The sequence below is a fragment of the Paenibacillus sp. FSL F4-0100 genome, from assembly GCF_037993005.1.
GTDB lineage: Bacteria > Bacillota > Bacilli > Paenibacillales > Paenibacillaceae > Paenibacillus_AQ.
The window spans coordinates 6,580,934-6,606,103 of sequence record NZ_CP150303.1 but is presented as its reverse complement, the minus strand read 5'-3'; the positions used below and the strand labels follow the sequence as shown (position 1 = coordinate 6,606,103).

General features: G+C 49.3%; 26 protein-coding genes, 1 riboswitch and 1 other annotated feature (1 of these 28 running past the window's edge). Of the genes, 18 read left to right on the top strand and 8 right to left on the bottom strand.

Going from position 1 to position 25,170, the window contains the following annotated elements; genetic code table 11:
* Positions 1-79, top strand: a binding site (T-box leader) (it extends 164 nt beyond the left edge of the window).
* Between the two features lie 88 nt (positions 80-167).
* Positions 168-1,154, top strand: a complete 987-nt coding sequence (gene trpS / locus MHH48_RS30060) for a tryptophan--tRNA ligase (RefSeq protein WP_076324862.1) — start codon at positions 168-170, stop codon at positions 1,152-1,154.
* Positions 1,155-1,166: 12 nt separating this feature from the next.
* Here trpS and MHH48_RS30055 read toward each other — a convergent pair whose 3' ends face one another.
* Positions 1,167-1,334: a hypothetical protein gene (locus MHH48_RS30055; protein ID WP_179090693.1), complete on the bottom strand. Its 168-nt coding sequence runs from the start codon at positions 1,332-1,334 to the stop codon at positions 1,167-1,169.
* A 121-nt stretch (positions 1,335-1,455) separates the two neighbouring features.
* Between MHH48_RS30055 and MHH48_RS30050 the strand changes: the two genes are divergently transcribed.
* The 3 genes from MHH48_RS30050 to MHH48_RS30040 all read left to right on the top strand — a co-directional run bounded on the left by MHH48_RS30050 (position 1,456) and on the right by MHH48_RS30040 (position 3,596).
* The gene (locus MHH48_RS30050; protein ID WP_015737431.1) at positions 1,456-1,674 is read left to right on the top strand and encodes an alpha/beta-type small acid-soluble spore protein; all 219 of its coding nucleotides are present in this window, start codon (positions 1,456-1,458) and stop codon (positions 1,672-1,674) included.
* A gap of 286 nt (positions 1,675-1,960) precedes the next feature.
* Positions 1,961-2,899 carry a heme o synthase gene (gene cyoE, locus MHH48_RS30045; RefSeq protein ID WP_076324861.1) on the top strand — a complete coding sequence of 313 codons (939 nt, stop codon included), beginning with the start codon at positions 1,961-1,963 and terminating at the stop codon, positions 2,897-2,899.
* 79 nt (positions 2,900-2,978) lie between these two features.
* Complete coding sequence (locus tag MHH48_RS30040) at positions 2,979-3,596, top strand: SCO family protein (protein WP_076324860.1); 618 nt, start codon at positions 2,979-2,981, stop codon at positions 3,594-3,596.
* A 59-nt stretch (positions 3,597-3,655) separates the two neighbouring features.
* On the opposite strand, the gene MHH48_RS30035 is transcribed toward MHH48_RS30040, so the two are convergent.
* Complete coding sequence (locus tag MHH48_RS30035; protein ID WP_076324859.1) at positions 3,656-4,027, bottom strand: toprim domain-containing protein; 372 nt, start codon at positions 4,025-4,027, stop codon at positions 3,656-3,658.
* A gap of 433 nt (positions 4,028-4,460) precedes the next feature.
* A complete protein-coding gene (locus MHH48_RS30030; protein WP_076324858.1) occupies positions 4,461-5,630 on the bottom strand; it encodes an MFS transporter in 1,170 nt (389 codons plus the stop codon).
* A 180-nt stretch (positions 5,631-5,810) separates the two neighbouring features.
* On the opposite strand from MHH48_RS30030, the gene MHH48_RS30025 reads away from it, so the two are divergent.
* The 3 genes from MHH48_RS30025 (at position 5,811) to MHH48_RS30015 (ending at position 9,716) form a co-directional block, all read left to right on the top strand.
* The gene (locus MHH48_RS30025) at positions 5,811-6,257 is read left to right on the top strand and encodes a hypothetical protein (RefSeq protein WP_076324857.1); all 447 of its coding nucleotides are present in this window, start codon (positions 5,811-5,813) and stop codon (positions 6,255-6,257) included.
* 109 nt (positions 6,258-6,366) lie between these two features.
* Positions 6,367-7,515 (top strand): transglutaminase domain-containing protein, encoded by a 1,149-nt coding sequence (locus MHH48_RS30020; RefSeq protein ID WP_144023501.1) that lies wholly within the window; start codon positions 6,367-6,369, stop codon positions 7,513-7,515.
* Positions 7,516-7,661: 146 nt separating this feature from the next.
* The gene (locus tag MHH48_RS30015; protein ID WP_076324855.1) at positions 7,662-9,716 is read left to right on the top strand and encodes a penicillin-binding transpeptidase domain-containing protein; all 2,055 of its coding nucleotides are present in this window, start codon (positions 7,662-7,664) and stop codon (positions 9,714-9,716) included.
* 73 nt (positions 9,717-9,789) lie between these two features.
* Here MHH48_RS30015 and MHH48_RS30010 read toward each other — a convergent pair whose 3' ends face one another.
* Positions 9,790-10,239, bottom strand: coding sequence for an SRPBCC family protein (locus MHH48_RS30010; protein ID WP_076324854.1), 450 nt, complete (start codon positions 10,237-10,239; stop codon positions 9,790-9,792).
* 261 nt (positions 10,240-10,500) lie between these two features.
* On the opposite strand from MHH48_RS30010, the gene MHH48_RS30005 reads away from it, so the two are divergent.
* From MHH48_RS30005 to MHH48_RS29995, 3 genes are read left to right on the top strand one after another with little or no spacing between them, the layout of a single operon-like run.
* On the top strand, positions 10,501-11,247 hold the full coding sequence (locus tag MHH48_RS30005; RefSeq protein ID WP_076324853.1) for a Cof-type HAD-IIB family hydrolase: 747 nt from the start codon (positions 10,501-10,503) through the stop codon (positions 11,245-11,247).
* 7 nt (positions 11,248-11,254) lie between these two features.
* Entirely contained in the window at positions 11,255-11,734 is a 480-nt protein-coding gene (locus MHH48_RS30000) for a DUF456 domain-containing protein (RefSeq protein WP_076324907.1), read from the top strand.
* 56 nt (positions 11,735-11,790) lie between these two features.
* Entirely contained in the window at positions 11,791-13,416 is a 1,626-nt protein-coding gene (locus tag MHH48_RS29995; protein ID WP_076324852.1) for a polysaccharide biosynthesis protein, read from the top strand.
* Between the two features lie 81 nt (positions 13,417-13,497).
* On the opposite strand, the gene MHH48_RS29990 is transcribed toward MHH48_RS29995, so the two are convergent.
* Positions 13,498-14,889: a DUF2515 family protein gene (locus MHH48_RS29990; protein WP_076324851.1), complete on the bottom strand. Its 1,392-nt coding sequence runs from the start codon at positions 14,887-14,889 to the stop codon at positions 13,498-13,500.
* A 138-nt stretch (positions 14,890-15,027) separates the two neighbouring features.
* Here MHH48_RS29990 and MHH48_RS29985 point away from each other — a divergent pair, with 138 nt between their 5' ends.
* From MHH48_RS29985 to MHH48_RS29955, 7 genes are all read left to right on the top strand, one after another.
* Positions 15,028-15,372, top strand: a complete 345-nt coding sequence (locus MHH48_RS29985) for a thioredoxin family protein (protein ID WP_076324850.1) — start codon at positions 15,028-15,030, stop codon at positions 15,370-15,372.
* A 244-nt stretch (positions 15,373-15,616) separates the two neighbouring features.
* Positions 15,617-16,591, top strand: a complete 975-nt coding sequence (locus MHH48_RS29980; protein WP_076324849.1) for a heme A synthase — start codon at positions 15,617-15,619, stop codon at positions 16,589-16,591.
* Positions 16,592-17,052: 461 nt separating this feature from the next.
* Complete coding sequence (locus tag MHH48_RS29975; protein WP_076324848.1) at positions 17,053-17,772, top strand: Cthe_2314 family HEPN domain-containing protein; 720 nt, start codon at positions 17,053-17,055, stop codon at positions 17,770-17,772.
* A 121-nt stretch (positions 17,773-17,893) separates the two neighbouring features.
* Positions 17,894-18,040: riboswitch (SAM riboswitch) on the top strand.
* Between the two features lie 107 nt (positions 18,041-18,147).
* On the top strand, positions 18,148-19,164 hold the full coding sequence (locus tag MHH48_RS29970) for a methionine ABC transporter ATP-binding protein (RefSeq protein ID WP_076324847.1): 1,017 nt from the start codon (positions 18,148-18,150) through the stop codon (positions 19,162-19,164).
* On the top strand, positions 19,164-19,832 hold the full coding sequence (locus tag MHH48_RS29965; RefSeq protein WP_076324846.1) for a methionine ABC transporter permease: 669 nt from the start codon (positions 19,164-19,166) through the stop codon (positions 19,830-19,832). The genes MHH48_RS29970 and MHH48_RS29965 overlap by 1 nt, the downstream gene beginning before the upstream one ends.
* 68 nt (positions 19,833-19,900) lie before the next feature.
* Entirely contained in the window at positions 19,901-20,743 is an 843-nt protein-coding gene (locus MHH48_RS29960; RefSeq protein WP_076324845.1) for a MetQ/NlpA family ABC transporter substrate-binding protein, read from the top strand.
* Between the two features lie 200 nt (positions 20,744-20,943).
* Positions 20,944-21,717, top strand: a complete 774-nt coding sequence (locus MHH48_RS29955; protein ID WP_076324844.1) for an SDR family oxidoreductase — start codon at positions 20,944-20,946, stop codon at positions 21,715-21,717.
* 187 nt (positions 21,718-21,904) lie between these two features.
* Here the strand turns inward: MHH48_RS29955 and MHH48_RS29950 are convergent, their stop codons facing one another.
* Positions 21,905-22,150: a NifU family protein gene (locus tag MHH48_RS29950; RefSeq protein ID WP_006212609.1), complete on the bottom strand. Its 246-nt coding sequence runs from the start codon at positions 22,148-22,150 to the stop codon at positions 21,905-21,907.
* Positions 22,151-22,232: 82 nt separating this feature from the next.
* On the opposite strand from MHH48_RS29950, the gene MHH48_RS29945 reads away from it, so the two are divergent.
* A complete protein-coding gene (locus MHH48_RS29945) occupies positions 22,233-22,481 on the top strand; it encodes a YuzB family protein (RefSeq protein WP_076324843.1) in 249 nt (82 codons plus the stop codon).
* A gap of 61 nt (positions 22,482-22,542) precedes the next feature.
* Here the strand turns inward: MHH48_RS29945 and MHH48_RS29940 are convergent, their stop codons facing one another.
* Together MHH48_RS29940 and mqnE are read right to left on the bottom strand one after the other, a co-directional pair.
* Complete coding sequence (locus tag MHH48_RS29940) at positions 22,543-23,601, bottom strand: FAD-dependent oxidoreductase (RefSeq protein ID WP_076324842.1); 1,059 nt, start codon at positions 23,599-23,601, stop codon at positions 22,543-22,545.
* A 157-nt stretch (positions 23,602-23,758) separates the two neighbouring features.
* Positions 23,759-24,865, bottom strand: a complete 1,107-nt coding sequence (mqnE, locus tag MHH48_RS29935; protein WP_076324841.1) for an aminofutalosine synthase MqnE — start codon at positions 24,863-24,865, stop codon at positions 23,759-23,761.
* Positions 24,866-25,170 lie beyond the last annotated feature (305 nt).

The following is a 25,170-nucleotide window of genomic DNA, read 5'->3' as shown; positions in this document are numbered from 1 at the left end:
ACAAGAATAGAAGGCTGCAGCTTAAGTATTAGAGTTTGTGCAGCGAATAAGGGTGGCACCACGGTCTCACGTCCCTTGCGGATGTGAGGCCTTTTTGCGTTCATATATGTTCCCTCGAGCGGGGCAGACTTTGGATTAAGAAAGTTTAAATAAATGGAGGGCTAGTCATGAAAACAGTATTATCGGGAATTCAGCCAAGTGGCAATTTGACACTGGGCAACTACATTGGAGCCATTAAAAATTTTGTTAAGCTTCAAGACGAGCATGATTGTTACTTTATGGTCGTCGATCTGCACGCCATTACGGTACCGCAGGAGCCAAGCTCGCTCCGAGATCGCTCAGAGTCGGTTGCGGCACTGTACGTTGCAGCCGGGATCGACCCAAGTCGCGCCAATATTTTCCTACAATCCCATGTTCCTCAGCATGCCGAACTGGGATGGATCATGACAACGATGGTGAATATGGGCGAATTGGAACGGATGACACAATTTAAGGACAAATCGGAAGGTAAAGATTCCGTAGGAGCCGGTTTGTTTGTCTATCCAGCGCTTATGGCTGCAGATATATTGCTGTATAATGCCAATCTGGTACCGGTCGGAGATGACCAAAAGCAGCATTTGGAAATCACGCGCGATTTAGCTTCAAGGTTCAATCATCGGTTCGGTTCCTATTTCAATATGCCGGAACCGTTCATTCCGGAAGTAGGCGCACGAATTATGTCGCTGGATGATGCTTCTAAAAAGATGAGCAAAAGTAATCCGGTTGAGGGCAGTTATATTGCGATGCTGGATAAGCCGGACCAAATCCGCAAGAAAATCAGTAGAGCTACAACCGATTCCGGGGCCGAAGTGGTCTATGACCCATCCGCTAAACCAGAGGTTAGCAATCTGATGAGTATCTATTCGGAATGTGCTGGGGTGTCCTTGCAGGAAGTACAGGCGCGTTTTGAAGGGAAGATGTACGGGGCATTCAAGAAGGAGCTTGGCGAAGTTGTAGTAGCCGCTCTGGAGCCACTCCAAAACAGATACTACGAAATTCGCCAAACCGGTGAAATCCATGACATTCTGGCCAAGGGAGCAGAGCAGGCACAGAAGACTGCAGCTCAAATACTGGATGGCGTCAAAGACAAGATGGGCTTTCTGGCTCGTAAATAAGCAGGGTTCTTCTTACGAAGGCTTGCGTTTGGATTTGATAATGAATCCCCAGCCTATGTTGAGAATGGAGAGCAGAGCCAGACCGACGGCCAGAAATCCGTTGTAGCTGATGGATATGGCCGAGGCGGTCAGCAGGATGATCGAAGAGACCGCAAACCATAGGGATAAGCCTTTACTCATATGAAAAAAACCTCCAAAGATAAAAATTAAAAAAATACGTATAACGTTGCAAGAAGGAGCCATAATAAGTTTGCAAGCTTGCACTGGAATAACAGACATTCAGTGAAGGGAGATATTTAATATGGCACGCCGCAGCAACAATTTGGTTGTACCTCAAGCAACTGCAGCATTACAACGTTTGAAACTCGAGGCTGCTCAAGAACTAGGCGTAACGATTCCTCAGGACGGTTACTATGGTAACTATACTTCCCGTGAAACAGGATCCCTGGGTGGATACATTACAAAACGTTTGGTACAGCAAGCAGAACAGGCTCTTTCGGGGTCTGGCCGCACGCTGTAATCTCTTTCTCATAACGTGAGTATGGAAGCCCGGAGCGCTATCAATTGCGCTCCGGGCTTTGTATTCATATTAAGGGATCGACACCCATCTTTGCTACATAGACAAATTGTGCCTTAAACAACGGCATAACGTCAAGAATATATCGCTTCCAAATGTCACTGAATTGTCATATAGATGGAACGAATTCCGAAGGATTGCTAAACACTTTTTACTAATGATATGATAAACTTTATAGCGGAGGCAGTACTTCCTCCATAACGACAGATACAAGGAGGAACGTTTACACGTGGATAATCACTTGAGATACCAAGCTCCTTCAGAATCCGCAGCACTTGCCTCGGCAGCGCCTGCACCTCCCGATAAGGCGGGGACTTGGAAAGATTTTATCACGGTAACGAAGCCCGGAATCATCCGGTCAAATTTGATAGCGGCTTTTGCCGGATTTTGGCTAGCATCGCGTTGGGATATCCAATTTGGATTGATGATTATGACACTTCTCGGAACCGTGCTTGTTATGGCTTCGTCCTGTGTTTTCAATAACTATTTCGACAGAGAGCTTGACATGAAGATGGAGCGTACACGGAATCGCTCACTTCCAACCGGACGGCTGACACCAAAGGTTGTTCTTTGGTATGCCATCATTCTTGGGGTCGTTGGACTAGCCATGTTATTCCTGTTCTCAGGGGTATTGGCAGGTATATTCGGAGCAATCGGAATGTTCGTATACGTTGTGGTATACACATTATGGTTAAAGCGTTCATCAACATGGAGCACATCGGTAGGCGCTATTTCCGGAGCGATGCCTCCGGTGATCGGCTATGTGGCCGTGACAGGAACCGTAGATATGGCTGCGGTTTTGCTGTTCGCTCTTCTGTTTCTCTGGCAGCCGCCTCATTTCTGGGCACTGGGCATTCGCCGGGTTGAAGAATATCGTGCAGCGGGCTTTCCGTTATTGCCGGTAGTTAAAGGAATTAAACGCACGAAGTATCAGATGATCCCTTACCTGGTACTGCTTATACCGATCCCCATCCTGATGTACACGTATGGATACGCCGGTATATTCTTTCTGGTTATCGGACTCCTTCTGGCTATTTGGTGGCTTTACGCCGCGCTCCAAGGTTTCCGTGCTAAGGACGATGAAGCTTGGTCCAAAAAAGTATTTATTATCTCCATCAACTACTTGACCTTGAGCCTGATCGTTCTCATACTCAATACCACTTTTTAATAGGTGGAAGGGCTTTAACGCTGAACTAAACCTGGCAAGAACAGGGATTGCCTGAGACGAAGGGAGAACGGGGAAGGTCATGAATGCATTCAAACGTTACAAATGGACTTGGGTACTACTCGCTGTCTGCGTAATAGCAGCTATTTACCTGGTATACAACTCGTTAGGATTCGGAAAAGAAAAGTTTCCAATCGTTCGTGAGGTAGCCGCTTACTCCATGGAGAATGTGGATGGAAAGACGATCACATCGGACGATACCAAGGGCAAAGTTAAGCTCATGTACTTCTATTTCACCAGCTGCCCGGATGTATGCCCGATTACAACACTGGTTCTTTCGCAAATACAGGAAGACTTGAAGAAAGAGGGCATCTTCGGTAAAGAAGTTAACTTCGTGTCCATCTCCTTTGACCCGGAAACCGATACAAAAGAGAAAATCAAGGAGTTCGGGGACCGTTTCTATGCGGATTATAACGGCTGGTACTTCCTTCGTGGAGATCAGGAAGAAACACGGAAGCTGATGCAGGACTCTTTCAAAATCCCGCTGCTCGGCAATAACTCGACGAATTTCACGCATGGCAATTCCATTGCATTGGTTGACCGGAATAACAATATTCGGAAGACCTATAATGCAGCGGATCCGGCCCAAGTGAAGACCGAGGATATTGTGAAGGACATTAAGACCTTAATTAAGGAATAACCTATAGGTAAAACCAAAAGGCGCGCTCTATCGTTAAAGATGGAGGACGCCTTTTTTATTTAAAATAGTGATTTCTGATCTGCGTTGTTAATAGCAGGAGGCGGGTAAATGATGAACTCTTCCAGTCCGGCCTTCTCTAACTGGGCAATCAGGTATTCGTCAGGCGTTCCTTCAACTCCTGCGTATCCCCGGCGCGTATAGATATGTTCGGCATCAGGGAAGATGTCGCGCAGGGCACCGCGAATTTTCTTGCCGGAGCTGTCGTTATCCATAAAAAGATACACCTCTTGATCCTTCACCTGTTTATGAAGGCTTTCCAGCTTGGCGGTGTTTAGCGTTCCAAATGTGCACAGGATGGTTATATCCGATGTCAGCAATCGGCGTAGTCGGCTCCGGTCGTTCTTGCCCTCTACAATGAGGAATATCGGCATCTTTTTTCACCTCTGTCATGATACGGAGATCCTTGGCAGCATTCCCCGGGAAATGATGATCCGCCGTCGAATGATGGTTGTGTCGAATGGTGTATGTATAGTTTAACTTGTTTTTTATCGATCATGCAAAGCGGGCAAAATAAACGGCCATCCGCTGGATGGCCGTAACAAGGTTAATCCATGTATTCTAGTAGAAACAGCTCAAGATGATGACGAGCAGAATATACAATACAAGAACCATCCCTACAGAATTTCCATGGCCTCCTGTATGACAATGTTTATGATGATGAACATGACTCATGATTACTTCACCCCTTGGTTAGATGTACGTGGTCATTTGCCACACTGTATCTTATGTGGTTTTACCCATATGGATTGTGTATTGGCCCATCCTTATCTTTTTGGGCGCTGGCTTAAGACTGGTACAGCTTCCTTAGACGGTTGAGATTGGGGTTTCTGGTGAGACAGCTGTTAAAGGTGCTTCACGATTGCGTTTGGGGAGCAGCAGCAGCACGGTCATCAGCATCAGAAACGCGATAAAATAAGGGGACACCACCGTTCGGAGCTGTCCTGCCGCAATAGGACCTACAAAGGAACCCAGCGACATGGCGATGGATTGCAATGAGAAGACTTTCCCGAGTCTGCCTCCGCCGCTTAGCTCTATGAACAGTGAGGATAATGCCGGAAACAGCAATCCTTTAGCAAGTCCGAGCGCAAACAGGATGACCGTGATCGGTACATGGTCTGCTGCAGCCAGGGCGTAGAAGCAAATAGCGAGCCCCAATACGCCGATGGTCACCCTGATATAGGGCGCATAACGATTGAGAAACAGCATGCTTAATGTGACCAGAGCTCCAAGGCTAATGACGGAGAATAGAAGCCCGGTGGACATAATGCTTGCCAGCCCGCTTTCCCGCAGCGGTATTTCAAAGAACAGGATTCCTTGAGAGCATGCGATAGCAAATGGAATCAGATATAAGCGCAAGCTAAAAGGAAGCCGCGCCGGTGTCCCGCTGTTGATCGGAACAGCCTGCCCTTTATCTCTATCAGCGGCTGACAGAGGCTTCGGGAGACTGAGAAACGCCATCAAGCCGGTGAAAATCAAAAGCCAGCCCAGACTCTGGAATGTACTGGAAAATCCTGCTTTGGCTACAATGAAAGCGCCGGCGGCCGGTGACAAGACAGAGGCAAGAGTGTGGATCACGCCATGACCGGACATATATTTGCCTTGCGTAACAGGATCCCGGGAGAGAGACGCAAGCAGCGCCAAACAGGCCGGTGACAAAAAGGCCAAGACGAAGCCGCTGATCGAGCGGAGCACCAGCAGCTGCCAGGGCAGTTGGACATGAGCCTGGAGCAGCAGGATAACACCAGCAGCGGTTAAGCTGAAAATAATGTAGCGTCTGCTGCCGTGCCGATCGATCAGATTGCCTGCAAGCAGATTGCCAGGCAGATGAGTTAAAGCATAAATGCCCATCATCCAGCCGATAAACGTAGGGGCTGCGCCAAGGGAGATGGCAAAGGGCGTCAGTACTGGATACTGAGCATGCAAATCAAAAAACGCCAGAAACAAAAACATATAGAGCCATAATGCGGTTTTCAATATGGCACCCTCCTATCCGGCAAAAGTTGATATGGTACTACTACTTGTACGTTCGAAAGGGCAAGCTTATACCTTTTTGTGAAAAGACCCGGTTGGCTGACAGCTTTGCGGGGTATCATGTATAATTAATAAGACGGCATGAACCGCCGCTTTTGAAACGATGAACGGGAGTGAATTGAATTGGATACTCAGGTCTGGATTGAATTTCTTAAACAAAACTGGCTGGTCATTGCCATCGCCTTAATTATCTTGTTTATTGTGCTGAATGTGGTGAGAACCGTCATTAAGTGGGCGCTAGCCGTACTCATCATCGTGGGATTGTTGGTGTATAGCGGAATTTCCCTGGATAAAATCGGCGAGGTTGTAACTACGGTGAAGGAAGAAACGGTGGACACGATAAAAAAAGAAGCGCTGAACATGATGATGAAAGAAGCGAAGGAAGCAAAATATACTTCGAATGGGGACGGTACCTACTCCATTAAAGCTCCTAATCTGGAGCTGAAAGGAAGTGACGGTTCCGAAGAGGTTGAAGTCACTTTCCGCGGTGTTTCGGTAGGAAAGTGGGATATCAACGATACGATTCAGAGCTTTATCGATGATGCCAAGAGCAATACGGCCTCTAAATAAAAAAAATGAAACGCAATCGGAAGCGAATGTACGAGGGCGGCAGCGTTTTTAGTGCTGCAGCTCGCTTACATCGGTTGACAAGACATCATGGGGAGAGGAGGGGATACCGTTGATGTCGGCATGGAAGGATAGTGTGCTGAGTGGGAACGGAATCACCATCTTGCTGCTGCTGATTGTGGTTTTTTCACTATTGCAGGGATGGAGTCGCGGAGCCTCCCGGTCAGCCGGGAAGCTTGTTTTTTTTCTGGGGGATGCGGTGCTGCGCTTGGTCGGGCTTGCGATCTCCGTTCCTTTTACATTATGGTTATCACCCAAGGCAGGCGATTGGCTAGGGACGGCCTCCAGTTTACCGAATCGGGAGCTGCGCTTCTGGGAACAGATTTATTATACAGCCGTAAAATCGCTGGCGGATTTCCCGCTGCTCCGGTTTGCGGTGCTGTTTATGTTAAGCTACGCCCTTATCGTATTTATGCTGCGTCTGCTCGTTTCCCTGATCATGGGAGGCAGGCTGGGACTCTTCGGAACGAGAAAAGATACGTCGGCATCGCTGCTGAGCCGGCTAACAGGCGCGGGAATTGGCGTCATCATGGGTGCTGCCCGGAGCATTATTGTTATTGCGATCTTATTCATCTACGTCAGTCTAAATCCCGACCACGGCTTCAGCCGGTACGTTGAGGCTTCACCGGTTTATCAGCAGGGAGCGAGGGCTGTGATAGAACCTTTGTCGGGTTCTCTCGTCCGCGAGAAGCTGCCGGTCTTTACCCAATCGGTTCAAGAAGAATTGAATGGGATCATTCAGCGGAAGTATGAGGTCATCGACCACAAGATTCCCGAGGGCATTGAGCAGACGGCAGCCCATATCGTGAAAGGTGCGTCAACCGATGAAGAGAAAGCCCGAAAGCTCTATGATTGGGTTGGCAGCAGAATAGCGTATGATCACGACAAAGTGACATTGTATGAAGAGCAGCGGATATGGAAAGAGCAGACACCGCAGGATACGTACGAAACAAGGTTAGGCGTGTGCATTGATTATGCTCGGCTGTATGCCATGATGGCCCGGTCTCAGGATCTGAAAGTTCGGGTCGTAACTGGCAGGGGATATAATGGTCAAGGCGGTTATGGTCCCCACGCCTGGAATGAGGTCTACTTGAGCGAAGAGAAGCGATGGATACCGCTGGACCCGACCTGGGCACAGAGCGGCAACTGGTTTAATCCGCCGCGCTTCAATGAGACACATATAAAAGAACAAGTGTTTTGATAGATGTGTTGGGATACGGAGGAGAAGGGCGGACTTTGAGCAAGGGAAGTTCGCCCTTGCCCGTAGGAGGAGCCTTCCAGATGAAGTGGGGGGGCGTTTATGTTAATATGGGTTTATGTGATTGTGGATAAAGGGGAGAAGCATACGTGAAAGGGTTTAGGCCGGATAAGCGCAAACAAGAAGAACGAGATGCCGGCAGTCAGTTTAACTTGCGGGTTAATCTATTTTTTTTCAGCACTTTTATCATATTCTGTGTCGTTATTATACGTCTTGCTATACTGCAGTTCGTTGAAGGGCCTGAGCTAAAAGAGCTCGAAACCGGTGGGCAGGTTAAAAATTTCCCGCTTCAGCCGATCCGGGGCAGCATCATCGATGCTTCCGGTACGCCGCTTGCATACTCAACACCCTCCCAAGCACTGTATTTAACGCTGTTAAAGGATTACAGTTCATCCGAACGAGGGAAGAAGAACCGTCCGGAGATCGAAAAGCTGGCCGAGGAAATGGTCAAGGTCTTCGAACAATATGGTGATCCAAAAGCCGAAAAGTTGACAGTGGATGATGTGATCAAAGCGATGGACCTGGAATTCAACAAGCAGCCGGGTTATGAGCCGAGACGCATTAAGGCAGATCTTTCGACTAAAGAAGTGGCTTACTTCATGGAGCATAAGAACGAGTATCCTGGAATAGAGGTTGTTGAAGAAAGCCAGCGTCAATATAACCAGGATAAAATTGCCGTTCAAACGATTGGTTATTTGAAAGAGTTCCGCGGAATTAAGACACTGGAAAAATATAAAGAGATTGATGAGCAGAACAAGAAGCAAAAAGATCCGGGACTTATCTACACGGAGCAGGAGAAGGTCGGTGTAGACGGACTCGAAATGATGTTCCAGGATGAGCTGCGCGGCAAGAACGGATATATCGGGATTCCGATTAATCCGCAGAACATGGCGGACGGGGTGCCGACCATGATTGCCCCGGAGAAGGGCTACAATATTCATACGACGATTCATAAGGATATTCAGAAGGTTACGCAGCAGGCGATCATTGATCAGCTGAAATGGCTTCACGCCAATACGGTTTCCGGTAAAACGCATCCGAATGCGCAAACGGGTTATGCCGTAGCGATGGAGGTGGATACCGGGAATATTGTCGCCATGGCCAGCATGCCGGATTATGATCCGAATGTATGGGAGAATGGGACCGATGATTGGGAATCGGTCATGAAGTATTATGGCAACGGAACGATTTCTCCATATAGTTCCGGTCGATCCGGCAACAATCTGGAATCGGTCGTGCTGCTCGGTTCCACCATGAAGCCTTTGACAGTATTGATTGGACTTAATGAAAAATTGTTCGGGCCGAACGATTATTATTATGATGGCGGTGCAGCATTCTTCGGTAAGGATAATACGAGAGTCCGGAACTCGGGCGGTAGAGCCTACGGATCTCTGAATGCGAGACAAGCGATTGAGCATTCCTCCAACGCCTTTATGGTTGACTGGATCGGAGAACGACTGTATAACAAATACGGCTCCGAATCCGTTGAAAAATGGGATGAATACATGAAGGAATTCGGGCTTGGGGTATCTACCGAATCCGGTCTGCCGAAGGAGCATAAAGGAATCATCGAGTATACCAATATCGAGCAGGCGGGAAGTTATCTGGCTGCCATGGCATACGCTTCATTCGGACAGTCCGGTAAATATACGACGCTCCAATTGGCGCAGTATGCCAGCACGCTTGCCAATCGGGGAGAACGCATTCGGCCGCAGCTTGCGAGCAAGATTGTAGATCAGGACGGCAATGTGATTAAGGAATTCAAACGCGAGGTATTGAATAAAGCGGAATTCCCGCAGCAGTACTGGAATGAAGTCATTGCAGGGATGAATACGCAGGGGCTCCGAGCTTTTGAAGATTTTAAATATGATTTTGCACGGAAAACAGGAACATCCGAGCAAGATATTTATAAAAACGGTTCTCGGATCAGGGTGGAAAACGGGGTGTTCATCGCTTTTGCACCACGGCAAAATCCGAAGCTGGCCGTCGCCGTCGTCATACCGGAAGCAGGCTTTGGTTCCCAGAGTGCCGCGCCGGTTGCCCGCAAAATTTTCGATGCTTATGACGAAATTTACGGACTCGACGGTACGCCTCACCCTAAAAATACTGAGGGCGAGAATGAGGATGGAAATTCAAATCAATAATAATAAGCAGCAAAACGGCAGCCAAGAGCCCTCAATGGGTTGGCTGCCGTTTTTTATCCGTTACACATGGGCGTCAGGGGGCTTTGTCCGCTACCAGATTCAGGACGATGTTAAACTCCAGCAGCGCTTTGAGGCCGCAGAGCACCATGGTGTATCCTCCCATGGAATCAATAGCTCCCTGCACCATTTCATCCGCACTGCCTGTAAATCCGGAATGGGTAATGGCAACGAAGGTCTCATGATCGCCCCGTGGCGTGAATGTCCATTCGGTTTGGGTCCGGTCTGAAGACTCGATCGTGATGCGGCGATTCACTTCAATATGTTGAACGTACACGTCATCATGTACCCCATACATCTCCCAATCCCAGCGGATATGACGGCCTTCCTCAAGCTTGCCGCTGCTTTTGGTAAACCAGAACTTGGTTGTAATCTCAGGGTCGATGAAAGCCTCGAATACCTGGGCTACCGGTCTTCGAATGAGCATCTCTGCCGTCACGACGGGGTTCTCATTAGGTTTGGTCATATGATTTTATGACTCCTTTCAGGGTTGTTTTCAGTAAATATCGTAGCACAAAGGAAGTCATATTCTTTCTTTCACATTGCTTATTTATTTCAAGGGTCGTGTGATTGGTTCGAGCGCGTGGGGAAATCCTCATTGTGGCTAGGCTTTATCTCAGTTTTGGCCTGTTAGGTGGCTGCTATTCATGGGGGGATGTTTTGACACCCTGCCTTTTGTGGTAAAATGTCGTTATGTTTGCTGATGATTCGTAAGGGGGTTAATACCATGAAATATAAATATCGGTTGTTGGCACTGGATATGGACGGTACGCTGCTGCGGGACGATCATGAGGTGTCGGAGGAAACGGTGAAGTGGATCAAGGAAGCGGTACGGCACGGCATTCACGTCTGCCTCTCGACAGGTCGTCCGTTTCAGGATGCCTATCCGTATGCCAAACAGCTTGAACTGACGACACCGATGGTAACGGTGAACGGCGGCGAGGTATGGCGTGCGCCATATGAATTGCACCGCCGAGCGCTGCTCGACAGCAAGCTCGTGGAGGAAATGCACGCACTAGCAATTGAAACCGGGTCATGGTTCTGGGCGTATTCAGTAGAAAGATTATATAACTCTGAGAATTGGATCGGCGATGTCGCGAATCAGGAGTGGCTGAAGTTTGGTTACAACACGAATGATCATGAGGTACGCCACAACATTCTGATGCGCCTGCAGGATATGGGAGGACTGGAGATCACGAACTCCTCGCCGGATAACCTGGAAATCAATCCGCAGGGCGTTAACAAAGCGACCGGAATCGGACAGGTGTGCGAGCTGCTCGGAATTAGCATGTCCGAAGTCGTAGCCGTAGGTGACAGCCTGAACGACCTGGCTGTGATTCAGCAGGCCGGACTCGGCGTGGCTATGGGCAATGCCCAGCAGACGGTTAAGGATGAAGCTGACCTTGTGGTTTCCAGCAATAATGAGGACGGCATCGTTGAGGTCATCAGGGATCATATTTTGATCGAAGGGTGAGATGTTGATGGACATATTGGGCTGGATTATTGTCATCGCTCTGTTTATCATTGGGATGGCCGGGGCGATTTACCCTATTCTGCCGGGGGTTATCGCCATTTACCTGGCGCTGTTTGTTTACGGCTGGTTCTTTACATTTGAGCATTACAATGCATGGTTCTGGATTATTCAGACGATCATTCTAGTAGTGCTCTTCATTGCCGATTATGCGGTTAACGCCTGGGGTGTTAAGAAGCTCGGCGGTTCCAAAGCCTCGATATGGGGCAGCACCATCGGACTGATTATCGGACCGTTCGTTATTCCCGCTTTTGGATTGATAATTGGACCATTCCTCGGGGCATTTCTGGGTGAAATGCTGGCAGGCTCGGGACCAAGCAAATCCATGAAGGTTGGTTTCGGATCGGTCATTGGCTTGTTCAGCAGCATTGTGGTGAAGATTATTTTACAGCTCGCGATGATTATTATTTTCTTCATTTGGGTTTTCTAATAGACGCTTAGGAATCGCTGTAAGAGGCGCTTTGGAGGAGAAAGAAGGGTACGGTTTTGTCAAAGAAAGAGTCATTTATTAAAGGCACGATCATCTTGGCCGCTGCAGCGCTGGTAGCCCGCGTGCTGGGTCTTGTCCAGCGGGTGCCGCTGGAGCATATGCTGAACGATATAGGGGACGCTTCATTTACGATCGCCAATAACGTATATTTAATGCTGTTAACGGTAGCAACGGCAGGCATTCCCAGCACGCTCAGCAAAATGGTATCCGAGCGTCATGCTTTGAATAAGCCTGCGGAGGCTCGGCGTGTCTATCATGCTGCACTTATTTTTGCCGGGGTAGCGGGTATTGTCATGACGCTGCTGCTATATTTTGGAGCTCCTTATTATGCTACCCATATTTCTAAGCAGCCGGAGGCAGCCGCGGCCATTCAGGCACTCGCCCCAGCGCTTCTGCTGTTTCCGGCCATTGCGATGATGCGAGGATACTTCCAGGGACGTAATAACATGACAGCTGGCGGCATATCTCAGATCATCGAGCAGATTGCACGGGTTCTGACAGCCATCGGCTTGGCCTATGTGCTGCTGCGGATGGGATACGACGATACCTGGATTGCGGCCGGAGCTTCCTTCGGTGGCGTACTCGGCAGTATCGGCGCGTTTGCAGTCATGCTGTACTTCACGGTTAAACTTCGCCGAAGCGATCGTGAGCTCAAGATGCCGGCGGCGGACCGTTCCATTCCGCTTGGCGGGATATACCGGGATATATTCACGCTGTCCATACCGATTGTGCTGTCTTCCCTGGCAGTTCCGGCTGTTAACTTCATTGACAGTTCTATAGTGAAGCCGCTGTTGATCGGGCAGATTGGTTTGGATCAGGCGACAGCAGCCCTCGCGGTGTTGGGAAACCGGGCTCAAAGCGTGGCGGGGATTCCGCCGATTCTAGCCATTGCCCTCAGCACCTCGCTTATTCCGATCATCTCTGCGGCTTTTGCGAAGAAGGACCAGGAGCATTTGGAACAGCAAGTATCGCTGGCTATGCGTATAGCCATATTGACGGGGATGCCGATGGTGATTGCGCTATGCGTGGCATCCTATTCCATTAATGGATTGCTGTTTAGTTCCTTGGGCGGCAGCGGGATTATTGGATTTCTGACGTTCGGTACGATTTTCCAGATCACGATGATGACTACAAATTCCATTCTTCTTGGAATCGGCAAGGCCAAACTCTCGATGATTCACGTGATGATCGGGGTTGCAATTAAGCTTGCAGCCAGCTTCCTGCTTGCTCCGTTCTTTGGGATCTACGGGATCATAGGGAGCACGGCGCTCTGTTTCCTTGTTATTACGATACTGAATATAAGATCGATTAAAGCGATTGTATCCTTCTCCATCCTGGGCAAACGCTGGACGGGCTTCTTGTTGACGGTGATTGCCGCCGGGGGAATTGGATATGGCCTCAATCTGGCCGGTATTCAAATGGTTGATATCATGCCGGCACGGTTGGCCTTCCTGCTGACTTGCCTGGTTGTAGGCGTGGCCGTGGTCATTATATATCTTGTCCTGCTGGTGGTGTTTGGCGTATTGCGGCAATCGGAGCTGAGCAGTTACCCGCGCATTTTGCAGAAAGTGTTCCGTCCGCTTATGAGACTGCAGCCTGCACGTATGCGGAAGCGGGGATAAAAACATATACTTAGTTTCACTTATCGTGTGAATAGAACCGAATGGAGACCATCCTTGTAGTATCGGGACGGTCTCTTTATTTTAATGCCGATGGAACTGATCAGACACATCATGCACGATGGAGGTTTTCTCCAGAGCGGCCCGATGGGCATGGGTGATATCCGGCAGCAGCGGCCGTAACGGTTTACGAATATGCCTAAACATCGCCCGGCCCTGATACCAGTCGTACCGGGGAATCGGCTCGGGGGTCTCATCCTCCCAGATCTCTTCAAGATAAGGGCTGTACAGACGCTGGCCATCGGGCAGCCATTCTGATGTGATGAGGTCAGATCCCGCGTGGCCATGATTCATGGCTTGCTCAAGCGTCGGCGTAAATAAGGCCGGCCAATATTCGGCGCGCGATCCCTGATGCTTGGTGGATCGTGCGAATGCCAGCACCTCGCGGTATATCTCCTCATACCCAAACAATAAAGCATACAGCGAACGGCCTGCCTTGATCCGAATGGACAGGTCGTCAAACTTGGGTAAGGTAAGTCCAGCCAGCGGCCTGGCTGGGGATAAGGGCTTCTGGGCAGGGCTTTCGCCCGACTCTGTTCGATGGACTTGACCCAGCGGAAACACGATTTGATTCAACCGGGTCAGCTCATGCATCCGAAAGAAGGGATCCTGTAGAATATGCTGTAGGTAAAAAGGGTGTCTCGCCACACGCCCCTCAATATAGTTCTGCTCATTAATGATCAGGGCTACCGTAAGCAGCGAACTGCTCTGATCATGCCAGAACTGCTCCCAGAACGGTGTCATGAACGCTGAAACATGAAAGTGGGGGAGCAAATGAAATAGGGGCTTACCTTTTTTTCGACTGTGTATATAGAGCAGCAGCTGGGGATAGGCGTCCTGGAAGATCAGTGCATTGCAGCGCTCCAGGAAGCGATACAGGTTGTTCTTAAATGTCGGATTCATAAGATCCGACATCAATCCACCCTTCAGATCACTCATATTCCACCCGGCATTACGCGATACCATGTGGGCCAGAAAGGCCCAATGCAGCTCAGGTTGTGATACATAGCAGTCCCAATAGGCTTGCGTACGGGTCACGTTACTTCGGTTGGCTGCAGCTGTGGCCTCTTGAATATGATGACTCAACTCCTGCTCTTCTGGAGATAGCTGAACCTCTGGACCGGTCTCATGAATCCGAATATCGCTATACCCTTGCATGGAAGGGAGCGGAAACGGGGAAACGCTCTGCTGCAGATAGGGATGGGAGGAGAGGATATCCTTGAGCTGCCTGCGAATCGTTCTAACGGCTGTGTAGTCCCAACGCAATTCGTTTCTGCTTGTCCGGAGCTTTAAGGAGAATCGCCACGATGCGATCATCCCCGACCATGATTCGCTCAGGGCTTGCGGAATAGCTGCCGTCCATGACCATACATCCTTGCCCCGGTTTTTATTATCATTGACTCCATTCGAGTGCATTCGGGGGTCACCTGCACTTTCTGATGGTTAATCCCAGCCTGTGAGCATCATAATGTCAGTATGCTCTAAAATTTGACTTCCACTCAACATTTTGATTCACTAAGGGTGAAGGAACTCGACGTAAAGGGGAGATAATCAATGGAAAAAATCACTTCAGAAGCAGAATTTCAGGTTGCAATCCAGTCTCCGCGACTGACTGTTGCCGTATTTAAAGCAGACTGGTGCGGCGATTGCAAGTTTATCGATCCATTCATGCCGGAGGTTGAGACAAAGTTCTCAAACCAATTGACTCTGGTTGAGGTTGACGTCGATGCTGTCGGTGACGTGAGTCAGCAGCAAAATATTATGGGTATCCCTAGCTTTGTTGCATACTCCGATGGACGCGAGTTGGTTCGCTACGTTAACAAACTCCGCAAATCGCGCCAGGAGATTGAAGATTTCCTGCAGCGTGCCGTGGACGTATACAGTACGATTCATAAGTAAGAGTGACTATAGCACCGCCGCCTTGATCTATAACTGGCGGCGGTGTTGTTTTACATATCAGTTAGAGGTAGGGTGAAGAAGTCAAGTACCTGTATCATGAAGGTTTTTCTCATTTTTGAACATTTTGTCACAATCGCTCAAGTGACCGTAGCGGCAGAATCAGGTATAATGAAATGTGGACTGTGTACGATGCGATCCCGTAAAGGTTTAAATAGTGAATGATTATGAGCAGCAGGTGAGATAAGTGAATGATAAACAATTAAAATGGCTGAGTTACATAACATGCTTAATTATGTTCTTCGCGACGTTCGGAGGCATGGTTGTGACAAAGACGGGCTCGGGACTCGGTTGCGGCCAGGAGTGGCCGCTGTGCAACGGTAAATTTGTTCCCGCTTACACGGTATCCTCCATGATTGAGTATTCCCACCGGGCTGTCAGCGGAATGGCGGGGTTGGCCGCGCTGGCTTCGCTGATTGCGTTCTGGAAGTACAAGCGGGATCGCCGGGATTTGATGGCTTATGTTATCGGGACCTCGGTATTCGTTGTAGTGCAGGCGATCATGGGTGCGCTTGCGGTGGTTAAACCTCAATCGGCTGCGATTATGGCGCTGCATTTTGGCTTCTCGCTGATTGCGTTTGCTAGCTCCGTCATGCTGGCTCTGGGTATGCGGCGGGTAGAACAGGCGAAGGGGCCCGTAGACTTGGAACGTCTACCTCGGGTAAGCAAGGGTTTCCGTAATTTAGTCTGGGGCACAACCCTGTATAGCTATATCGTCGTTTATATTGGTGCATTCGTCAGCCACACCGATTCTAGAGAAGGTTGCTCGGGCTGGCCGCTGTGTAACGGGGAAGTGATCCCGGAGCTCGGCGGTGGAGTCGGCATTGCCTTTATGCACCGGGTGGCAGCGCTTCTGCTGCTGATCGTGGTTGCGGTAATGGGGCATTTTGCATATTGGCGGAACCGCGACAACCGGGAGATACAGATGCTGGGCATTTCGGCAACCGTGCTCTGCTTGCTGCAAGTGTTTAGCGGTGCCCTCATTATGGCAACGATGCATAACGAGGAAGTTTACGTATTCTCCGCGCTGGGACATACACTGCTGATCGCGGCCTTATTCGGCGTACTCTGTTATTTAAGTGTCAGGGTATGGCAGCTCAGCAAGCCGGTTAAAGCCGAAATGCGGCCGGATCATAGCATGTCTCGTGAAAAAATTGTATAAAAAAGAAGCGAAAATCATTAAACGAAAAGATCGAATTTAAGGCAACGTCGTTTATGCAAAGTCCCCGAACCAGCGTTCGAGGGCTTTGTTGTATAGTGAGGAGGGAAGTGGATGATAGCCAAACCTTCCGCTCGACCTGTCCGATATCAAGGAGACGCTGGAAGCAGTATTGAAAAGGTTTGATCCCGCAACGGATTAGTTTATATTTATTAAGATTGACGAAGGCGATATCCCGGGGATATCTCAAGTCGCTCCATTCTGTGGGGGTTGTCTGGTCGTTTCGGGGACATCCTATAAGAACAATCCTCTGGTCATTGAAACACGAATGAAATCGGGATACCCGGGATGAGTTGTTCCCGCGTGAGGATATCGTGAAGACGGTTAAACGCGGTGGAATCACTATTTCGATAAATAGCGGTCCAAGAATGAAGATTAATTTGATGACTCGAGGGGGTAACGCCATGCTTCGTATGTTACTTGGGGAACAGCCCCGGCACAATAACGGACTGCTTGAGGAAGCCATCGAATCGATGGTCAAGACAACCCGGCTGCTGCAGAAGGAAATGGAGGAAAATCAGGATCCGACGCATGACTTTCGCAAGCTTGAGATTTGGACCCGGGGGTTGATCGTTTCCCTGGATGAGCTGGAACAGAGCTGGAATGCGGCAAGGCATTTCAGTCAATCGGTCAAATCGGGTTACATCGATGACATGTCGATTCAGGAGCAAGGGGAATATCAACGATATGTGTATTTTTACAAAAACGGCTTCATACGGGTATTCTCGATCCTTGACAAGCTGGGGACGGTGTTGAACGATTTGTACGATCTTCATACCTCCAAGGTGAAGGCGCATTTCTCTTATTTTACGGTCCTGCGGCAGTTTAAATTCCTGAAAGCCCACGGAGAGCTGGCCAAAGAGCTGGAAGCGATCAAGGAGCGTTACAAAACGCCGCTGAACTCGCTCCGGAAACGGCGCAACGCCGAAATCCATTACATGAATTCCGAGATGCAGGATGATTTATGGCAGCGTCATCAAGGGCTGTCGGACAAGATCGAGCTGGAGGATATCGATCAGCACCTGGACGATCTCAAACAAGGTGTCGATATGGTATGCCGGAGTCTGGCGGCCTCTTATAAATATACGAACGAGCTTTGGGGGAAAAATGGAGTCAGGGCTTAGGCACAAAATCGCCATGAAATTCCTTTTGACAAAAACCTGAAAAGAATCTATACTAACTATTGCATTCATTAAATGTTATTAAATCAGATCAAATTAATCGGAAAAATTTCATATCGATGTTTTCTTATCGAGAGAGGCGGAGGGACAGGCCCGATGAAGCCCGGCAACCGACTCCAGCGTGTAATTGCTTAACGCAGTGACGCTTGGAGTGACATGGTGCTAATTCCTTCAAAGCTACAGGATATCCCTTGGCTTTGACAGATGAGAAAAGGCGTTGACTTTTACGTAAAGAGGGCCCTTTTTGATTCTACAAAAAGAGGCTCTTTTCTTTTGGGTAAATAGATATGAAGCTACGGAAAAAGGAGGATTATCGGATTGATTGAGCTCAAGCAATTGACGAAGCAGTACGGAAAAGCGGGAACCTTAACCACTGCGTTGTCCGAATTGGATTTGTCGATTGAAAAAGGAGAAATCTTCGGAGTCATCGGACACTCCGGTGCAGGTAAAAGTACATTGATCCGCTGTATCAATTTGTTGGAGCGTCCCACCTCGGGCGAGGTGTGGGTGAACGGGAAGAACTTAACGTCGCTTGGCAAGAAGCAGCTTCAGACGGAACGCCGCAAAATCGGCATGATTTTTCAGCACTTTAACTTGTTATCTTCCGCGACGGTGTACGATAACATTGCGTTTCCGCTGCGTCTGATCAAGACACCAAAGGCTGAAATGGAACGCAAGGTATCCGAACTGTTGGCTTTGGTCGGCTTGGAGGCGCATCGGGACAAATACCCGTCCCAGCTATCAGGCGGGCAGAAGCAGCGGGTCGGCATAGCCAGAGCGCTCGCAAGCGATCCCGAAGTGCTGCTGTGCGACGAGGCCACTTCGGCGCTTGACCCGCAGACGACCGATTCGATCCTGCGCCTGCTGCTGGACATTAATAAAAAGTTTCATCTGACGATCGTGCTGATTACCCATGAGATGCATGTGATTCAGAGCATATGCGACCGGGTCGCCGTCATTCATCAGGGCGGCATTGTGGAGCAAGGGCCGGTAACGGAAGTGTTCCTGAAGCCGAAACATGAAGTAACCCAGGAATTTATCCGCCAGGAGATGGACAGCGGCGAAGCGCTGCGGCTGGCCATTCAGGGCCAGGCGAACGGACCTTCGAGGGCGGTGCAGATTACGTTCCTTGGATCGAAAACGTACGAATCGATTCTGTCCCATACCGTTCATGAGACGGGCGTGAATTTTGCAATTCTGCAGGGCACGATCTCCACGATCAAAGAAACGCCGTATGGCCAGCTCATCGTCCGTTTCGAAGGGGAAGAGCGTGCCATAGAAGACACGATCCGGAAGCTGCTGGAACAAGGATTAGACGTGGAGGTGATTCATTAATGTTCGGGCTTGATTTTACCCAGATCGACTGGAAAGAGATATGGACGGCAACATTGGATACCCTTCGGATGCTGGGGGCTTCGGCATTGTTCAGTTTCATCATCGGACTGCCGGTTGGCGTGCTGCTCTACATGGCTGCAAGATCTACATCCGGTTTGGTGCGCTTCGGTTACACGATCCTGTCGTTCATTGTGAACATCCTGCGTTCGGTTCCGTTCATTATTCTGATCGTTGCGATGATCCCGATTACGAAGTCGCTCGTAGGTGTTTCGTACGGCGTGCTGGGAACCATTCCGCCGCTCGTGATCGGCGCTGCGCCATTCTTCGCTAGGCTCGTAGAAACGGCTTTGAATGAAGTGGATAAAGGCGTGATTGAAGCGGCTCATGCCATGGGCTCCTCGACAAGCCAAATCGTATGGAGGGTTCTCCTCCCGGAGGCTCGTCCGGGCTTGCTGGCTGGGATGACCATCACGATTGTAACCCTGGTATCGTATACCGCGATGTCCGGTCAAGTCGGCGGAGGCGGTTTAGGAGATTTGGCCATCAAGTATGGGTATTACCGTTATGAGACCGAGATCATGATTCTGGCCGTCGTATTAATGATTGTGCTGGTACAGCTGCTGCAAATGGCAGGAGATCGTCTGGTCCGACATTTTACAAGAAAATAACGGGATGGATGAGGCATCAAGGAAGACAATATAAAAAATAATATATTTTCGGAGGGAGCGTTTTTAGAATGAAAAAATGGACATTGGCATTGATCAGTTTGACATTGGTTACGGTGCTGGCTGCGTGCGGCAGCAAGCCTGCGGATAAAGCAGCTGAGCCAGGGGGAACAACAGGAGGCGGCACTCAAGAGACCGTAACCTTGAAAGTAGGCGCTTCGCCTTCACCTCACGCCAAAATTTTGGAGCATGTTAAACCAGCGCTTGAAAAAGAGGGCGTGAACCTGGAAATCGTGGAATTCACGGATTATGTTTTGCCAAATACGCAAGTGGACTCCAAAGAAATCGACGCGAATTTCTTCCAGCACAAGCCTTACCTGGATAACGAAATCAAAGAGCGTAAATTGAATCTTGAATCCGTGATCGCGGTGCATGTGGAGCCGCTGGGTGCTTACTCCAAAACCATTAAATCTGCGGATGAGCTGAAGGATGGAGCGGTTGTGGCGATCCCGAATGATCCTTCGAATGCAGGCCGTGCGTTGACTCTGCTGTCCAAGAATGGCGTAATTAAGCTGCAAGATGAAACCAAGCTTGAAGCTACCGCTAAGGATATCGTGGAAAATCCGAAGAACCTGGAGTTCAAGGAAGTTGAAGCCGCCATGCTGCCGCGTATGCTGGATGAGCTGGATCTGGCTGTCATTAACACGAACTACGCGCTTGAAGCGGGACTGGACCCAACAAAGGATGCACTCTTTATCGAAGACAAAGAGAACCCTTATGCCAACCTGCTGGTAGCTCGCCCGGATAACAAGGACTCCGACGCCATTCAAAAATTGGCCAAAGCGCTGACTTCCGAGGACGTGAAGACCTTTATCGAAGAAGAGTACAAAGGTGCTGTCATTCCGGCATTCTAATTCGAGCCAAAGGCTCGATGATGCTGTAGATTAGTTCATCGTATCCGTGAAGAGAGGGCATTATCCAAAAGACCGTGGGTCTTTATGGATAAGTCCTTTCTTTTTTTTGTGTGGCGGCCATCTATGCCGGGTTGCAAGTTGTTAGGCTTTATCAAATCTTTTATACTGAAGGAAGGATATCCATCTGAGGAGGGAAAGCCTTGAAGGGAAAAGTGGCGCTGATTACAGGCAGTGCGACAGGTTTGGGGAAAATGACGGCGCTGTCGTTAGCTCGGCAGGGATGTCATTTGGCTATAAATTATGTAAACAGCAAGGATGAAGCGGAGGCGCTCTCCCGTGAAATCGAGGGGTTTGGCGTGAAGTCTATTGCGATTAAAGCCGATATCGCCAGCGAGCGTGAGCTGTATTCATTGGTGGATCAGACGGAGGAGCAGCTGGGAAGCGTCGATATCCTGGTGAACAACGCAGGCCCTTTCATTCGGGAGCGTCGTCTGTTCTCAGAGTACAGCCGGGACGAAATCGTCCATATGGTGAATGGCAATTTAACCGGCGTCATGCTGCTGGACCACCGCGTTCTGCCTGCCATGCGGGAGAAGAAGTGGGGACGCATCATCCACTTTGGATTCGGACATGCGGGAGAAGCCCGCGCGTGGCCTCAGCGTTCAGCCTACGCGGCTGCTAAAGTGGGCCTGGTCTCCTTTACGAAGACGCTTGCGGTGGAAGAAGCACCGTATGGAATCACCGTGAATATGATCTGTCCTGGGGACATCCGCGGAGCCAATAAAGAGAAGACCATCGATGAAGTTTCGGGCATTCAAGATGGGCTGACCCCGCGCGGACGATCGGGAAGCGGGGAGGACATCGCCAGGGTGATCGAATATTTATGCCTGGATAATTCGGATTTCATTACTGGCAATATCATGGATATATCCGGTGGGCTGGACCCGATCCGCCCGTTGATTAAGCCGGAATAACATACAACCCCACAACAAAGTGGAGTCTATGCTTCGATGCTTATTCCCAATACTTGCTGACCCCAAAACATATAAATGCGATTAAAGAATGGCTTACGCTTCGCTGAAAACTTATTCATTCTTTTATCTCAAAAAAAGAGTCTTGGTTCCACGAGGGAAACCAAGACTCTTTATAGTTAAAGAAGATTTAGAATACTTGAACTACTTCTTGAATGCCTTCTACTTCTTCAACCAGGGCGCGTTCAATCCCTGCCTTCAGAGTAATGGTGGAGCTAGGGCAGCTACCGCATGCACCCATCAATTTCAGCTTAACGATGCCGTCTTCAACGTCAACCAGTTCCACGTCACCGCCGTCGCGCTGCAGGAACGGACGAAGTTTATCAAGCACTTCAGCCACTTCATCATATACAGTGGTTTGCGTGTTTTCACTCATCTTGTTCAACTCCTTTCCTCCCTATATTATAGTACATAAACCGGCAAAATAAAATGCCAATCTTAAGGCAGGTCTAATCACAATGTCCATAATCATTGAGTTTTGCACAAGCAATTCCTATTTTGGCACGGATAAAGTTCTACAGACGCTTGAAGCCAAGTATGATTGTCAAGTCATCGAATACGGCTGCCTGACCAGCTGCGGCCAGTGCTATCTGATGCCCTTCGCTTATGTGGATGGCGAATGGGTCGAGGCTCCCACGGCTGAAGAACTGCTTGACGTTGTCATAGCCAAACTGGAAAGCTTTCAGGACAGCGAAGAGGAAAGCTGACCCTGATTCCTGGCATATTCCTTCCGTAAGGATCTACAAAGCGCCTGCAGCCTGCTCAGTGCTAGTAGTGACGCTTGGATTTCCAGAGAACGCCGCTCTTCAGTATCCTTGGTACCCGGCCCAGAACCGAGGTGCTGCCCATGAGTCCAAAGCCTGCATGTTTGCCGAGGGAACCGAGGGTTCCCTTGAGCTTCAGCGGAGATACCTTTGGCGTATCATCCCGCCATAAAGCTTTCATGACATGTCCCACTTGCTCGGCTTGAGCCCCAGCGGCTTGGGCGCTTGGGACGAACGGGAGGCTGGCGCAGTCGCCGATCACGTACACTTCCGGATGGGAAGGAACCTGATACCACTCGTTCAGCATAATGCGTCCGCTGCGGTCTTTTGGCAGATCCAGATCCTGTACGACCTTTACGGGCTGAATACCCGCCGTCCATACAGCCAGGTCGGTTGCGATTGGCACATCCAGATTGTACACGGCGTCCTTCTCAACTCGGGATACGGAAACGCCGCTGTGGATGTCCACATGGTGTTCCTCAAACCAGCGATGAATATAAGCAGACAAACGGTTAGGAAAAGAAGAAAGTACCCGTTGTCCTCGGTCCAAGATGGCGATATTAAGGTCAGGCCGGCTTTCACGAAGATCGGCAGCGAGCTCGATGCCGCTTAAGCCTCCGCCAATGATATGAACATGACCATAAGGTCTGAGGTTGTTCAGGTGCAGATAGGTTTCCCGGGATGCAGAGAAAGATTGCAGGCTGAACGTGAATTCTTCAGCACCCGGTACTCCATGATAACGGTCCGTACATCCCAGAGCAATGGCGAGTTGATCGTATTCCACGGGATCGTTGTTCGTCAGGTTAACAAGCCTCTTCTCTAGATCAATGGATGTGACTTCACCATATACAATTTGGAGGCGGTCATACACCGGGAATTTAACACGAACGGCGGTATCGGCCACGGTGCCTGCTGCCAGCGCGTAATATTCGGTTTTGAGTCCTTGGTATGGCATGCGGTCGATGAGCACGACCTCCACGTCCGGAGGAAGATAGCCGCTGAATAATTCTTGAATTAGGGCAAGACCACCATAGCCTCCGCCGAGAATGACGAGCTTTTTCATAAATTTCTTCCTTTCTCAAGAGATAAGAAGGTGAGCGCCGATTCGCAAGAAAAACGCCGCTGGAAGCGGCTTAGGTTACCCACGCTATATTATCTCTTTAACCTGTTTTCCGTTTTTTGGAACGTCTCTCGTTTGCTTAAATCCCTGCTGGTAAGATTTATTCGTAAACCTTGATCTCGTTGTAGAAGGTATCGCGTTCAACCGGAATCCGGCCTGCGCCTTGGATGAGCCAGACCAGCTCTTTGCGTGTCAGCCCTTCCGGTGTTAAGGCTCCTGCAGCATGGCTAATACGTTCCTTGAGGATCGTACCATGGACGTCGGAAGCGCCGAAGCTGAGAGCAACTTGAGTTAATTGCGCCCCGATATTAATGAAGTACGCTTTGATGTGATCGATATTATCGAGCATCAAACGGCTGATGGCAATGGTTTTCAAATCTTCGTAGGCTGAATTGCGGCGCATGATGCCTGCATTCTTATTCTTCGGCTGCATGGATAGGGGAATGAATACCATGAATCCGTTCGTTTCATCTTGAAGATCCCGAATTTGCAGCATATGGCGGATCCGGTCCTCGTGGCTCTCGATCGATCCATACAGCATGGTGGTGTGTGTCTTCATGCCAAGTTTATGCGCGGTACGGTGAACGTCGAGGTATTGATCCACGTTGGCTTTGTCCACTTTCATCTTCTGACGATATTGGTCGGACAGAATCTCGGCGCCGCCGCCTGTTAAGGATTGAAGGCCTGCTTTCTGCAGTTCCTGGAGTACTTCCTTTGTGCTAAGTCCGCTAATGCGAGTGAAGAATTCAATCTCCGCCGCCGTATAGGCTTTTAGCGTTACTTCCGGGAAACGCTCGTTCAATGCCTTCAGGGAATCTACATAGTACTGGAACGGCACATGGTTATTATGTCCGCCAACGATGTGAAATTCACGAATGCCGGGATGAATATGCTGCTCGACATATTCAATCATCTCAGCGCCGGAGAGGGTATAGGAGCCTTCCTCGCCTTGATCTTTCCGGAAATTACAAAAAGCGCAGTAGGATTCGCATACATTCGTGAAATAGAGACTCATGTTCTCTATGAAGTAAACTTTCTTCCCGTTCTTGCGCAAATTTGCTTCATTAGCCAGCTGCCCGAGGGTCAGCAGGTCATCAGTTTGGTACAAATACACACCGTCTTCAAGATTCAGGCGTTCGCCGCGTTGGACTTTCGCAACGATCTCGGCCATTCTCTGATCGGTAAATGGTGTCACAATTGTGGACATGTTCAATCCTCCTGTTCACACTTGATCTGCTTAGAAGATTCTGCAGAAAAGCGATCATAAAGTGAATCACTCCCCTAAGGGAACGGTCCGTTTATAGTGGTATAACAACAACATCAATAATGGGCTGAATAAATAAATGAGTTTGTGAAAAAATATACAACTGTGGACCAGCCATAACCTTTGCCGCTTTTTAACCGGGGTATGTGACAATTATCCAACAGTTGCCGCCCATGTTCCTTCCCTATTATAAACCTGACCCCTCGGGGTAGCAACACAAATAGAGGAATTGAAAATAGGTTTGTCAT